Genomic DNA, 13,991 nt, shown 5'->3' with positions numbered 1-13,991 from the left:
GTATTGTCCTTATTGTTTTTTTCTTTTTGCCCAGTTTTGAATAAATAAACCAACTAAAATACAAGCTAAACCAATAAGTGTGGAACCTAATATAGGCTCACCAGTAAATTGTGAAAGCCAAATAATAGATAGTAATGGCGATAGAAATATTAAGTTCGCGACTTGGCTAGCGTTAGTCGTTAGTTTTAAGGCTCTATTCCATAATACAAAACTTAGCCCCATTTCAAATAAACCAATATAAATTGCGCCCCACAGCCCTTTATTGTCCCAATGGCTTAGTTCACCTGTGACGCCTGCAAATATAGTGATTAAAGGTAGTGCAAAGGCAAAATTAAGCGTTAGGCCGATTAAACTGGGGCGTTTGTCTTTTGTGTTCAATAACCAATAAAGAGCCCAAATGATAGTGCTTAGAAGGGCGAAGGCAACACCTGTGACGTTTGAAAACTCCAGTGATGCTATTTGGCCGCGAGTAGATATATAGAGTACTCCAAAATAGCAGGCAGCGGCGGCGATATAGTCCGCGTTTTTTAGTCGTTGTTTAAGTATTGGAACCGCCATAAAGCTAAGCATAATTGCCCAAGTGTAATTTATTGCTTGAGCTTCTTGTGCTGGAAGTGTGTTGTAGGCTTGCAGTAATATTAGGTAATAAAGAAATGGATTGATCGCGCCAAAAAATAAAGACGATTTCCATGATTGTTTGGCAAAGCCAATGAGTTTTTTTGCTTCACCTTTAAATACGATTAAAGTTGTTAAAAATATTAATGAGACGATATTAGCAACAAGCAGTAATTGTGTTGGTGAGAAATGCTTAAGTGATATAGAAAATGCTGTGGCGACAGTCGACCAAAGTAGTACGGCCCCAAGTCCGAATAGCATGGCTTGGGTGTTATTGGAGCATTTATCCATAATTTCTTATTCCGAAAGCGCTCGGTTGTCTGTTAGGTGATATTTTAAAATGAAAAGATAACACCGGCTAAGACAGACGTGATTGTATTGTCTTCTACAATAGGGCTTTTTAAAATTTCACTATCAAACCTAGTGTGATTAATGCCTAGCATCAGATTTACACTTTCTGAAAGTGGGTAAATACCTCTTATTCCATATCTGATTTGAGCAATTGCACCTGAATCGTAGGCAGTAATAGTACCACCGGTGTTTGCAGATTCGCTTCGAGAAACACCGAACAAGTGATTGCTCATTTTGCTGTCCATATAGCGATAAGATATGGATGGTATGACTTTCCATGCGCCAACAGGAAGCGGATACCCTAAAGCGATTTGTGCATAGTAGCCGTCATGTTCACCGCTAATATCTTGTGCCAATTTTGTTGATAGAGGGCCAATTTTATAGCTCGCAAAAGCCATAATGCTGTCATCTCTGTCATCAAGTTGTTGAATGTTTATATCATCCGAATCGTCAGGGTCAAAGTTTGAGCTTTCGTAAGATAAGCCGACGGAAAAGTTTTGAGGTGATTGTTTTGGTAAAAAGCGATAACCAACTTCAGGCAATTGAAGGAAAAAGTTTTCTCCTTCATAACCTATGTTGGGCAGGAATTTAGCTTGGTTATCTGTTTCTTTGTATACAGATTCTGATACAGCGCCAATGACGCCTATGCTACCGTCAGCTTGAGCGACAAATGGGGAGAACAATAGTAATGCCAAGAATGCTTTTTTCATGATGTCCGTATCCGTGAGGTCGAGTGAATTATGAATAGACTGATTCTATTGCCTTTAGCTGGATCTGTAAAACTGCCAACAGAAAATAGGCTGTATTCTTACTTGTTTAGGATAAGTGAGGTTAGGTTGGCATTACTTTGGTTGATTTCGTTTACTTATTGTCCACTAGTGCATATAATGCGCGTCCCTGTAAATCAATACTCCTTGTCTCACAGCTTTTTTAACAGGGGGAGCGTGGAGACTAAGAACCCATAAGGAGAGCTTAAATGCGTCATTATGAAATCGTCTTTCTGGTTCACCCAGATCAAAGCGAGCAAGTACCAGCAATGGTCGAGCGTTACACTAACCTAATCACTGAAGATGGTGGTCAAGTTCACCGTCTAGAAGATTGGGGTCGTCGTCAACTAGCTTACCCAATTAACAAAATTCACAAAGCACACTATGTTCTTATGAACATTGAGTGTTCTGACAGTGTTTTGTCTGAACTAAACGACACTTTCCGCTACAACGATGCCATCATCCGTAACTTGGTGATTCGTCGTAAAGAAGCGGTAACTGACGTATCTCCTATTAAAGCTTCTGAAGGTCGTGAAGATCGTCGTTCTGCTCCTCAGCGTGAAGAGCGTAACCACGACAATTCTGACGAAGTATCTGAAGAATCTGAAGATTAATCTATTTTTATTAGGAGACACTCATGGCTCGTTTTTTCCGTCGTCGTAAGTTCTGCCGTTTTACTGCAGAAGGCGTTAAAGAGATCGATTACAAAGATCTAGACACACTGAAAGGTTATATCACTGAAACTGGTAAAATCGTACCTAGCCGTATTACTGGCACTAAGGCTCGTTACCAGCGTCAGCTAGCGACTGCAATTAAACGCGCTCGCTACATTGCTATTCTTCCTTACACTGACAGCCACTTTAATTAATAGGCTGAAAGAAGCGCTTTTATGGGTGGTTTAGCTAAATGGGTAATGAAAAAACGCTTAAATGCCATTATTGGTGTGATGGTGTTTGGTCTAATTCCTATGATGTTTTGGCTGGCGGCCGCAATCTTAGGGTTGGTGGTGCTTCGTAAAGGTGTAAAAGAAGGAATACCTGTATTAGCTTGGGGTTGTCTACCAGCACTTGTGTTGTGGATGTTCCAAGGAGATGCAACGGCACTCATGGTGTTAGTTGATGTGATGTTGTTGAGCTATTTACTTAGATTAACAATGTCATGGAGTTGGGTGCTATTGGTCGGTAGTTTTCTGGCGGTTATTAGCACACTGCTTCAGCCTCTTTTGATGGCAGATATTTTGAATTTGGCAGTAACGTTAGTTCAGAGTGTTTTGACGAAAGAAGGTGTTGAAGTTCCTGATAGAAACTTGATTTTTAACCAAGCGGTGATGGCTATATCCATCTTCCAAGTGGTCATTGCTATTATTTCTTTGTTTTTGGCAAGAAAATGGCAAGCAGGACTCTATAATCCAGGCGGTTTACGTACTGAATTTCATCAGTTAAGACTACCAGTAGCGTTTAGTTTGGTGTTGGGGGGGATGATTTTAATAGGTGAAAGCTTAGGCGGATCCTTTATTATTCTTTCTCAAGCTGCTGTGCCTGCTTTGGTGTTGCCGGGGCTCGCTCTAGTGCATGGTATTTTAGCAAAAAAAGAAATTGGGATTGTTGGACTGATCGCATTTTATCTTGTAGGTTTTTTTGTCCTGAATGTGTACTTTGCAAACATTCTAGTCGCACTTTGTGTGATTGATAGCTTTGTAGATATTCGTTCTAGAATACAAGGTAAGGCGTCCAACTCAAGTGATAGCTAATGATTAATTAGAGGTGATCGAGATGGAAGTTATTCTACTCGACAAAGTAAACAAGCTAGGCGGTATTGGTGACGTTGCAGTTGTTAAGCCAGGCTATGCTCGTAACTTTTTGATTCCGAACAAAAAAGCTGTAATGGCTACTAAAGCTAACTTGGCTAGCTTTGAAGAGCGCCGTGTTGAACTTGAAGCGCAAGCTGCAGAGCGTAAAGCTGCTGCTGAAGCTCGTGCTCTAACACTAGAAGGCAAAACTTTCACTATCGCTGCAAATGCTGGTGATGAAGGTAAGCTTTTCGGTTCTATCGGTACTCGTGACATCGCTGACGCTATTTCTACGCAAGTAGCAGTAGAGAAAGCTGAAATCCGTCTTCCAGAAGGCGCGATTCGTCACACAGGTTCTTTCGAAGTAGACGTTCAACTTCACTCTGAAGTTATTGTAACGGTTACTTTGTCTGTAATCGCTGAGTAATTTGCTTCGGTAAATTGCTTAAGAAAGATGTGAGTCTTTCTTAAATAAGAGAAGGGTATCTTGCTTTGCGAGATGCCCTTTTTTTGTTGGCGTGATAAGCTAATCTTTCTGTATTTTTTCTGTATTTGTATGGGTATTTTGCGTGCAACTAAATGATTCTGAAGTCGCTTCTATTAAATTACCACCGTATTCCATTGAGGCTGAGCGTTCAGTTGTTGGCGGATTGATGCTAGACCCCCAGGCTTGGGAAAAGGTGTCCGAGCTTGTTATTGCTGATGATTTTTATCGTCCAGAGCATAAAGCAATTTTTACTGTTATTGCTCGCTTAGCTGATGAGTCAGAGCCTATTGATGTGGTTACCATTGGTGAGCGATTAGATAAGCGTGGCGATCTAGAATCTATTGGTGGTATGGCGTATTTAATTGAGGTTGCCGAAGCAACTCCAAGCGCCTCTAACATCGCTTCCTATGCTGATATAGTTCGTGAGCGTTCTATTTTACGACGTCTTATTTCTACAACAAACGATATTTCTGCACGGGCTTTTCATCCAGAAGGCATGACGGCTGCTGAAGTATTAGATGAGGCTGAGCGAAAAATATTTCAAATCGCTGAAGGCGGAGAGAAAAAAGGTGGGCCACGAATTGCGGCTGATATTCTTAGTGCTACCGTGGATAAAATTGATGAATTGTATCATCAAGATGGGGCTATCACAGGCTTAAGTACTGGTTTCACTGATTTGGATGCAATGACGGCAGGTTTGCAACCTTCTGATTTGATAATCGTCGCGGGTCGTCCTTCTATGGGTAAAACAACCTTTGCGATGAACTTGGTGGAAAATGCCGCCATGATCAGTGATAAGCCTGTTATTGTATTCAGTTTGGAGATGCCTGCTGAATCACTCATGATGCGTATGCTGTCTTCCCTTGGTCGAATCGATCAGACTCGAATGCGATCTGGGCAGCTGGTTCAAGAGGACTGGGACAAATTAATGTCTGCAGTTAAGATGCTCAAAGATCGCAAACTTTTTATTGATGATACCGGTGGTATCAGCCCGACGGAAATGCGTTCACGTGTGCGACGCATTGCTCGTGAGCACGGCGGCGTTGCAATGATCATGGTCGATTACCTTCAGCTTATGCAGATCCCCGGTTTCACTGAAGGTCGTACTAATGAAATCTCTGAAATCTCTCGATCACTAAAAGCCATAGCCAAAGAAATGGAATGCCCAATGGTGGCGCTTTCTCAGCTTAACCGTAGTTTGGAGAATCGACCTAACAAGCGTCCGGTTAACTCCGATTTGCGTGAATCTGGAGCGATCGAGCAGGATGCTGACGTTATTTCCTTTGTCTATCGAGATGAGGTTTATCACGAAGATACGCCACATAAAGGAATTGCGGAAATTATTATCGGTAAGCAACGTAATGGTCCGATTGGTACATGTCGATTAGCATTTGTGGGTAAATATACTCGTTTTGAGGATTTAGCACCGGATGCATATCGAGATTTTGATGACGAATAGCACCTCATTGGTGTATTTTTGTTATCTTTACAAATAATAAGAAGCCACAAGATAGGTGGCAAATAAATATAATCGAGAGCTTTTTATGCGAAAGATGCCAGTAACAAATAAAGAAAATGATTTTCCTGAGAGCTATGTTTTAGTTTCCAGTACAGATGTGAAGGGACGCATTACGTTTGTTAATGATGTTTTTTGTGAGGTGGCCGGCTATAAGCGTGAAGCTTTAATTGGTGCACCTCATAATGTTATTCGCCACCCTGATGTGCCGCCAGCTGTTTTTGCTGATATGTGGGCCAATCTAAAACAGGGTAAGAGTTGGATGGGCTTGGTAAAAAACCGCTGTGAAAATGGGGATCACTATTGGGTGAGTGCGCATGTAAGTCCGCTATTAGACGGCAGTAAAGTGATTGGTTATGAATCGGTGCGCCGCAAGGCAACCCGAGATGAAATTCAACATGCTCAGTCTATTTATGATCGTATTAATGCTGGGAAAGCTTTATTGCCAACCACGACAAAAGTAACCGCGCATCTTAGTAATGCTTCTTGGCCATTGATGTCCTGCTTTATTTTATTGGCTGTTATTGGCTTATTATCTAACGTATTGGCATTGCAGATTGCTGGGCCTGTTTTGGCTTTATTGGGTATGTGGTTAGCTTATTATCAGGCTCAGTCGTTGAACTCTGTTGTCTCCGGTTTATCGTCCGAGGCACATAATCCAATAGGTCAGTATTTATACTGTAAAACCGTTGGAATCAAGGCTGCCATTAAGTTTGCCAAAATACATCAAGAAGCTGCAGGTAATACCTTTCGGTATCGTCTAAAAGAAGGTGCTTTGCAGCTTCGTCAAAGAGCGTCGGGTGCGAAGGCAAGTGTGACGACAAATCTGGCTAACTTTAATAAACAGCGTAATACCTTTCAGGAAGTAGTTGCTGCTAGCTCTCAACTATTATCTAGCGTAACTCATGTTGCAGAGCACATTCATGTAGCGGTTGAGGCAACTGAGTCTGTGGGTGGTTTGTCCCGTGAAAGCCGTTTATTGGCTCAGCAAACAGGTGAGACCATGCGTCAGGTTTATCAGGATATTTCTGAGGCTAAAAAAGTAGTGGCCATATTGGCAGAGCGCAGTGATAGCATTAATGAGGTGGTGAATTCCATTAGTGGCATTGCAGAGCAGACTAACTTGCTTGCCTTGAATGCGGCGATTGAGTCTGCTCGTGCGGGTGAGGCAGGTCGTGGCTTTGCTGTGGTTGCTGATGAGGTTCGTGCGTTGGCGATACGTACTCAAAATGCTACGCAAAACATTAATAGCATGACGGAAGAATTAAAGCGAAATACTCTAGACGTCACAAATACAATCGATAAAGGCACAGCAGTCGCGCAAGAGGGTGTTGATAGTGTGAATAAAGTGGCTCAAAAAATGAGTGATATAGAGTCCGCTATAAAGCGCGTTGTTGAAATGACTGCACAGATTAACGTCTCCTCGGAAGAACAGGCGGGTGTGGCTAGAGACCTGAATGATAAGATGCATGATGTTGATCAGTTGAGTATTCATAGTATTGAACAAGCAGAAAGCATCGTAATAAATATTAGTCACATTGAAGAAGAGGCTTACGAGCAGGGGAATCTTGCTGAGCGAATGAAGCAGTAAAAGAATAATGTGATTTTGATAGTTTGATTTTAAAGGCCTTTGATAGTTATTTATCAAAGGCCTTTTTATTTATATTTGGTTTAGCTGGGGAGTTCGCTAGTGACTTGATAAATGGCTTTACCAAGAATATTAATTTGCTCTTTACTGATTACATAAGGTGGCATCAAGTAAATAAGTTTACCGAAAGGGCGTACCCATACGCCTAGTTCAACGAGTTTTGGTTGTATTTCGTGTAAGTTGACCGCGTTTTTTAACTCAACAACACCAATACCGCCAAGGCAACGGACTTCTTTTACTTGTTCGAGCTGCCCACATGGCTCTAGGGCTTCTTTCATCCAGGTTTCTAGCTGGGTGATTTTTTCTGGAATATTGTACTTACTTAAAATAGATAAGCTTGCGTTAGCGGCGGAGCAGGCGAGAGGGTTTCCCATGAAGGTTGGCCCATGCATAAATACGCCACCATTGTCACTTATACCAAGTGCCACTTTATCGTTTGTTAAAGTGGCAGCCAGCGTCATGTAACCGCCGGTTAAGGCTTTGCCAACGCACATTATATCTGGGCAGATATTGCTATGATCTGTGGCAAAAAGCTTGCCCGTTCGACCAAAACCTGTAGCAATTTCGTCGAAAATTAAGAGTATCTCGAATTCATCGCAAAGTGCTCGAATCAGATTTAAATACTCCGGGTTATAAAAACGCATACCGCCAGCATTTTGTACAACGGGCTCGATAATGAAGCCTGCTATACGTTGGTGGTTTTCCTCAAACACCTTACGAACTTCGTCAAGGTATTCGGCTTTTATTGGTGCGTTCAAGCCAGTTGGTGGTGGTGAGATGAAGAATTGCTTTGTTAGTGCGCCAGTGAATAAGCTGTGCATGCCGTTTTCAGGGTCACACACTGACATGGCTGCGAATGTGTCGCCGTGATAGCCGCTTTTTGGACTGACGAAAAATTGCTTGTCAGGTTTGCCTTGGGCATTCCAATATTGGATGGCCATTTTTAGGGCAACTTCAACAGAAACTGAGCCTGAGTCGGAGAAGAAAACACGTTGTAACTCAGTAGGAGTAATTGTGATGAGCTTTTCGGCGAGTTCAATGGCGGGTTTGTGGGTTAGCCCTCCAAACATTACATGTGAAAATTGTGATAATTGTTCTTGGATAGCCGCATTCATGGTTGGGTGATTGTAGCCGTGGATAACACTCCACCAAGAAGACATACCATCGATTAGTGTGCGTCCATCGCTGAGGGTTATTTCGCAGCCCGAAGCTTTTTCAACAAGGAAGTGTGGACTGGGCTTGCTCATAGACGTGTATGGGTGCCACAGGAGTTGCTTGTCTAAATCTAGGTATTCTTGATCTGTTTTCATAACGTCACCATTGCTTTGTTGACGGCATAGTAAACAAAGCTGTCTTCTGTGGCTAGGCTGATATTTTTTCTTATTATTAATATTCTTTATCAGGCGTTCGGGCAATCACCCAAACATCCACTCGTTCTGCGCCTGCTTTTAATAACAGTTTGGTGCAGTTCTCTATCGTGCTTCCTGTCGTCATTACATCGTCAAATAAGGCTACATGTTTGGCGATAGGTCCATCAAGCTGATAGCTACTTTGAGGGCTTTTTAATCGCTCCTTTCGACTTAGTGAGTGTTGGGCTTTAGTGTTTTTAATTTTTCTTAGTGGATTGTTTTTAGGAATAGCTGGGCATTTTTCGCCCAGAAGCTCTTTAAGGTTTCTCGTTAGCTGGGTTGTCATGGCTTTTGTTTGGCAAAATCCACGCTCCTTGATTCGGCTTGGATGACTGGGTACATAGAGTATCTGTTCTGGCCAGCTTTCAGACGAATATGACTCAATGAGGTGTTCGCTCAATAGGTAAATGAGTGGTCTTATGTAATGAGTTCCTTGATTAAATTTAATGCTATGGATGAGTGTTTTTATGATTCCTTCAAAGCGATAGGGCGCGATACATACTTGATAGGCAGGTTGGCTGCTTTGGCATTGTCCGCACAAAATGCTGGATTTTTGAGTTGGGCGTTTGCAGTGCTGACAATGATTTAGGTTGGCAGGAAAGCCTTCATGGCAGGATTTGCAAAGTGTGTTTTGAGCTTTTGCATTGCAAATATAGCATAGGTCTAAAAATATACTCTTGTAAACTTGTGTTATTTTTGTGGTTGACAGTTTCTTCCAGTCCATTAGTATTGCTCCATTAATTTTTTCTGGATCGAGGATACTATGTCTTTAAGTATGTCTACAAACACGTCTGTAGCGAATATGTCCGCAAGCGCTCTGCCTACAAATAATGTGAGCGCACCGCGTTTTGATTGGACCCATGCAGAAATAAAAGCGTTGTTCGATTTGCCCTTTATGGATTTGATGTTTCGTGCTCAGACTGTCCATAGAGATAATTTTGCGCCAAATGAAGTACAGGTAAGTACGCTTTTATCGATCAAAACTGGCGCTTGTCCAGAAGACTGTAAGTACTGCCCGCAAAGTGGTCATTACAATACTGAACTTGAAAAAGAAAAGTTAATGGAAGTGCAGAAGGTGCTTGAAGAAGCCGCTTTAGCAAAAGAAAAAGGTGCAAGCCGTTTTTGCATGGGCGCCGCATGGAAGCATCCTTCCGAGAAAGATTTCCCTTATGTGCTAGAGATGATTAAGGGCGTTAAGTCTTTAGGTTTAGAGTCTTGTGTGACGCTAGGTTCGTTAAATGATGATCAAGCAAAGCGTTTATCAGATGTAGGTTTGGATTATTACAACCACAACCTAGATACCTCTGCTGAGTTCTACGACAGCATTATTACCACTCGTACTTATCAAGATCGTTTAGACACGCTGTCTCGTGTTCGTGATTCAGGAATCAAGCTTTGCTGTGGCGGTATTATGGGCATGGGGGAAGAGCAAAAAGACCGTGTGGGTTTGTTGCGCCAACTTTCTCAAATGGCTCCACATCCGGAAAGTGTGCCAATCAATATGTTGGTTAAGGTGGAAGGAACGCCGTTAGAAAATGTTGATGATCTAGATACGTTTGAATTTATTCGTACGATTGCAGTAGCGCGTATTTTGATGCCTAAATCACATGTTCGATTGTCTGCTGGTCGCCAAGGCATGAATGAGCAAACTCAAGCTTTGTGTTTTATGGCGGGTGCAAACTCTATTTTCTACGGTGAAAAGCTGCTTACTACTGGCAACCCAGAAGCCGATAAAGACATGGCGTTGTTTGCTAATTTGGGCATTAATCCAGAGAAGCGTGAAGAGCATTCAGATGCAGCGGTGGCTGAAGCTATTGCAGCGCAAGCAGTAAAACAAGAAGAGTCTAAGTTGTTTTATGAAGCCAGCGTCTAATACGCCGGACTGGGTGTTGGCGGCGCTTGAAGAGCGCCGCCAACAAGACTTAATGCGTCGTACCATTACGCTAGATAGTCCTCAAATTCCGCATACTCAAATACAGTCTCAAGATTATACGGCATTTTGCTCGAACGATTACCTAGGTTTAGCCAATCATCCGAAGCTAATTAAAGCGCTAAATGATACGGCTCAAGCTTATGGTGTTGGTGGTGGTTCGTCTCACTTAGTATGTGGTCATTTGGCTCCCCATCAAGCGTTGGAAGAAGCCTTGGCGGATTGGCTCGGTTACGAGCGAGTCATGCTATTTAGTACTGGGTATATGGCAAACCTTGGTGTGATTTCTGCGCTCGCGGATAAAAATCGTCCTATAGTACAAGACAAGCTTAATCATGCGTCTTTAATAGATGGCGCTTTGTTAGCACAAGCACAGTTACGCCGTTATTTGCATGGTGATGTGGAAAGTGCGCAAAAGTTGATTGCTAGATCCGCACCGGGTGGTTTGTTGATCACCGATGGGGTTTTCAGTATGGATGGTGATATTGCGCCTTTGGCGGAATTGTCTCAGTTGGCTAATCAACATGATTGGATGTTCATGGTGGATGATGCTCATGGGTTAGGATGTCTTGGTGAAAACGGCAGAGGTTGTTTGGCGCTAGAGGGGCTGGACGCAACAAGTTTGCCTATCTTGGTTGGCACTTTGGGTAAAGCGTTTGGCACCGCTGGAGCATTTGTGGCGACATCTAACGATTATGCGGATTATCTCACTCAATTTGCTCGACCTTATGTGTATACCACAGCAATGTCTCCAGCGATTGCAGGAGCTACTTTGGCTTCGTTGCAGCTTATTCAGTCAGCAGAGGGTCAGGAACGGCGAGATAGACTAGCTCGGCATATTACGTATTTTCGTCAGAGAGTTCAGTCGCTTCCGGTTACATTAATGCCTTCAAATACAGCCATTCAGCCGATTGTTATTGGTGATAGCAAGGCTGCAATTGCTATTAGCGAGCAATTAAAAGTGCTTGGAATCTGGTGTACCGCGATTCGTCCACCAACTGTGCCGGTAGGTAGCGCTCGTTTAAGAATTACCTTAAGTGCCGCCCACTCTGATGAAGATTTAGTGTTATTATGCGACTCACTCGAAAAAGTTTTAACAGCGAAACTTTTAAACGCAAAATGTTTAAATCCAAAGCGTTTAAATACAAAGTAATAGAGGGACAGCATGCGAGCACGTATTGAAACAGAAGCTTTTGGAAACTCGTCTAATCAAGCTATTTTTATGGTGTCTGGTTGGGCAATGCCAAAAGAGGTGATGCGCTCTTTTGCATTACGTCTGAGTCAGCGTTTTTATGTTGTTGTAGCGAATTTGCCTGGTATTTCGCTTAATGAGCAATGGATTTCACGCTCTCGTATTGGGCCTAATTATGATATCGCGGCTTTGTCTGAGCAGTTGATTGCAGTTGCACCCAAAGAGGCTTGGTGGATTGGTTGGTCTCTGGGGGGCATGGTATCTGCTTATGTTGCTGCGCGTCGTTCTAGTTGTGTGCTTGGTTTGATTACCTTGTCGTCTTCACCGAGTTTTATTAAACGAGAAAACTGGGAAGATGCAATGGCCGTCGAAGATTTTGATGCTTTTTCGGCTTTGGTTGAGCAGTCGCCTGAAGACGGTCTTAAGCGGTTTGTTATGTTGCAGTCTAAAGGTGCAGACAATGAACGAGCTTTGGTTAAACAATTACAGACCTTTTTGCCGGTTAAAACCTTGAGCCGTCCAGCTCTTATTGGTGGGCTTAGATTATTAAAATCGCTAGATGTGCGCCGTGAATGGTCGCTTTTGGATTGTCCTAATTTACACGTATTAGGAGGCAAGGATGCGTTGGTTTCTAGTAAATCATTAGAGCAACAAACTGATGTAAATCCTTTGCAGCAATGTGTTGTACTGTCAAATTGTGCGCATCAGCCTTTTTTTGAAGATGAAGAGGCTTGTGTGCGTCATATAGAAAACTTTATAGATGCTAATAACTCCTGATATATCGACGCTTAGCTATAAACGACAACTTGCTAAGCGTTTTGATCGAGCTTCTCGGTCCTATGATTCTTATGCTGACTTTCAAAAAATTGTCCTAGACCGTCTGTTGGCGATGTTGCCACTAAATCAGGCAGACGTGGTACTTGATCTTGGAACGGGGACCGGTCAGGCTCTAGGGATATTATCTGAACAACTAAATCCTATTTGTAATATTGCGCTCGACTTGTCGTCACAAATGTTAACCGTGGCAAGTGAGCGTTATTCTGCTTTGCAAAATACCCATTATATTTGTGCGGATGCCGAGCAATTACCTCTTCAAGATAAGTCGTGTGATTTGGTTTTTTCGAGTCTTGCGATTCAGTGGTGTCTGACCCCTTTGGTTTTGTTTAAAGAGCTTTATCGTGTCACCAAGCCAGGTGGCTATGTGGTTTTTTCAACGCTTTCGCAGGGCTCTATGCCCGAAATTAGTAAAGCTTGGTTTGGCTTGGATAATAAAGAACATGTTCATCAGTATATGGCATCAGGCGCGCTTTTAGATTGTGTTAAAGCATCCGAGTTGAACCTTGTATCTTCTCAATTATCAGATATTCCTATGTGGTTTGATTCACCTGAAAGCGCTATTTATTCACTGAAAAAAGTCGGTGCTAGTTTGATCTCGGCTGATGGCGATCAATCTACATCACCCAGTAAGTGGAAAGCATTTTTGCAGGAGTATGAGAAGCAGCGGAATGAATGTGGAGTTCCTCTGAGTTATCAAGTTTCGTTTGTGGTCGCTCAACGGCCTATTAGTATCTAGGAGTTATGGTGAAAAAGCGTTTTTTTGTAACAGGTATTGATACCGATGCGGGTAAAACTTATGTCACCGTTGGTTTGTTAAATGCTGCCAAACGTGCAGGGTTGAAGTCAATTGGACTTAAACCAATTGCGGCAGGCGCAGACCGCATTGATGGTAAATTGCGCAATGATGATGCTTTGCTTATTCAGCAGGCAAGCAGTGTTAAATTAGCCTATGAACAAGTAAACCCGGTCGTTTTAGAAGAAGCAATTGCGCCTCATATTGCTGCAATGAAAGAGGGGCGCTTGGTCACAGTTTCTCGGTTAGAGGGTTTTATTAAAGGCACATTGCTTACACCTCATGACCTTGCGTTAGTTGAAGGTGCTGGTGGTTGGCGAGTACCATTAAACGACAGAGAGCTGCTATCTGGCTTAGCAAAATCCTTAGGCTTTCCGGTCATTATGGTTGTTAATATGAAGCTGGGGTGTTTGAATCACGCGATACTAACCGCAGAGGCCATTGCTCGTGATGGTTTGACTCTTGCTGGTTGGGTTGCCAATACTGGTGCGGAAAAAATGCCATATTATGATGAGAATCTCGCCAGCCTTATGAATATGATATCCGCACCATTATTAGGTGTTCTGCCTTGGTGTGAAAGCGAGCTTGATTCGCAGCAAGTTTTTGATGAATTGTTGCTGGCATTATAAGTTTTATACGGTGAAAAGCTGTGTAAAT

At 42.6% G+C, this 13,991-nt stretch carries 15 protein-coding genes; 11 read left to right on the top strand and 4 right to left on the bottom strand.

Going from position 1 to position 13,991, the window contains the following annotated elements:
- Window positions 1-9: 9 nt before the first annotated feature.
- Both KPL72_RS08995 and KPL72_RS08990 read right to left on the bottom strand, forming a co-directional pair.
- Entirely contained in the window at window positions 10-906 is an 897-nt protein-coding gene (locus KPL72_RS08995; protein ID WP_219702509.1) for a DMT family transporter, read from the bottom strand.
- Between the two features lie 44 nt (window positions 907-950).
- On the bottom strand, window positions 951-1,676 hold the full coding sequence (locus KPL72_RS08990; RefSeq protein WP_212916183.1) for a MipA/OmpV family protein: 726 nt from the start codon (window positions 1,674-1,676) through the stop codon (window positions 951-953).
- A gap of 266 nt (window positions 1,677-1,942) precedes the next feature.
- Between KPL72_RS08990 and rpsF the strand changes: the two genes are divergently transcribed.
- From rpsF to KPL72_RS08960, 6 genes are all read left to right on the top strand, one after another.
- On the top strand, window positions 1,943-2,347 hold the full coding sequence (gene rpsF / locus KPL72_RS08985) for a 30S ribosomal protein S6 (protein WP_012071135.1): 405 nt from the start codon (window positions 1,943-1,945) through the stop codon (window positions 2,345-2,347).
- Between the two features lie 23 nt (window positions 2,348-2,370).
- Window positions 2,371-2,601, top strand: coding sequence for a 30S ribosomal protein S18 (gene rpsR / locus KPL72_RS08980; RefSeq protein ID WP_012071134.1), 231 nt, complete (start codon window positions 2,371-2,373; stop codon window positions 2,599-2,601).
- A 21-nt stretch (window positions 2,602-2,622) separates the two neighbouring features.
- A complete protein-coding gene (locus KPL72_RS08975) occupies window positions 2,623-3,483 on the top strand; it encodes a hypothetical protein (protein ID WP_212916182.1) in 861 nt (286 codons plus the stop codon).
- Between the two features lie 22 nt (window positions 3,484-3,505).
- Complete coding sequence (gene rplI / locus KPL72_RS08970) at window positions 3,506-3,949, top strand: 50S ribosomal protein L9 (RefSeq protein WP_168822545.1); 444 nt, start codon at window positions 3,506-3,508, stop codon at window positions 3,947-3,949.
- A gap of 142 nt (window positions 3,950-4,091) precedes the next feature.
- Window positions 4,092-5,468: a replicative DNA helicase gene (gene dnaB / locus KPL72_RS08965; protein WP_012071131.1), complete on the top strand. Its 1,377-nt coding sequence runs from the start codon at window positions 4,092-4,094 to the stop codon at window positions 5,466-5,468.
- Between the two features lie 85 nt (window positions 5,469-5,553).
- Window positions 5,554-7,116 carry a methyl-accepting chemotaxis protein gene (locus KPL72_RS08960; RefSeq protein WP_219702508.1) on the top strand — a complete coding sequence of 521 codons (1,563 nt, stop codon included), beginning with the start codon at window positions 5,554-5,556 and terminating at the stop codon, window positions 7,114-7,116.
- A gap of 80 nt (window positions 7,117-7,196) precedes the next feature.
- On the opposite strand, the gene bioA is transcribed toward KPL72_RS08960, so the two are convergent.
- Window positions 7,197-8,483 (bottom strand): adenosylmethionine--8-amino-7-oxononanoate transaminase, encoded by a 1,287-nt coding sequence (gene bioA, locus KPL72_RS08955; RefSeq protein WP_219702507.1) that lies wholly within the window; start codon window positions 8,481-8,483, stop codon window positions 7,197-7,199.
- 76 nt (window positions 8,484-8,559) lie between these two features.
- Complete coding sequence (locus tag KPL72_RS08950) at window positions 8,560-9,306, bottom strand: ComF family protein (protein ID WP_219702506.1); 747 nt, start codon at window positions 9,304-9,306, stop codon at window positions 8,560-8,562.
- A gap of 78 nt (window positions 9,307-9,384) precedes the next feature.
- Here KPL72_RS08950 and bioB point away from each other — a divergent pair, with 78 nt between their 5' ends.
- From bioB to bioD, 5 genes are read left to right on the top strand one after another with little or no spacing between them, the layout of a single operon-like run.
- Window positions 9,385-10,455, top strand: a complete 1,071-nt coding sequence (bioB, locus tag KPL72_RS08945) for a biotin synthase BioB (protein WP_212918927.1) — start codon at window positions 9,385-9,387, stop codon at window positions 10,453-10,455.
- Complete coding sequence (bioF, locus tag KPL72_RS08940; RefSeq protein WP_219702505.1) at window positions 10,439-11,665, top strand: 8-amino-7-oxononanoate synthase; 1,227 nt, start codon at window positions 10,439-10,441, stop codon at window positions 11,663-11,665. Before bioB ends, bioF begins: the two co-directional genes overlap by 17 nt.
- 12 nt (window positions 11,666-11,677) lie before the next feature.
- Window positions 11,678-12,481 carry an alpha/beta fold hydrolase gene (locus tag KPL72_RS08935; protein WP_219702504.1) on the top strand — a complete coding sequence of 268 codons (804 nt, stop codon included), beginning with the start codon at window positions 11,678-11,680 and terminating at the stop codon, window positions 12,479-12,481.
- Entirely contained in the window at window positions 12,465-13,277 is an 813-nt protein-coding gene (gene bioC / locus KPL72_RS08930) for a malonyl-ACP O-methyltransferase BioC (RefSeq protein ID WP_219702503.1), read from the top strand. The genes KPL72_RS08935 and bioC overlap by 17 nt, the downstream gene beginning before the upstream one ends.
- Before the next feature lie 8 nt (window positions 13,278-13,285).
- Window positions 13,286-13,963, top strand: a complete 678-nt coding sequence (gene bioD, locus KPL72_RS08925; protein ID WP_212916175.1) for a dethiobiotin synthase — start codon at window positions 13,286-13,288, stop codon at window positions 13,961-13,963.
- Window positions 13,964-13,991 lie beyond the last annotated feature (28 nt).

It is taken from the genome of Marinomonas lutimaris (genome assembly GCF_019426345.1).
In the GTDB taxonomy this organism is placed as follows: domain Bacteria; phylum Pseudomonadota; class Gammaproteobacteria; order Pseudomonadales; family Marinomonadaceae; genus Marinomonas; species Marinomonas lutimaris.
Note: the sequence above shows the minus strand (reverse complement) of the source record. Positions and strands in the feature narration are given on the sequence as shown.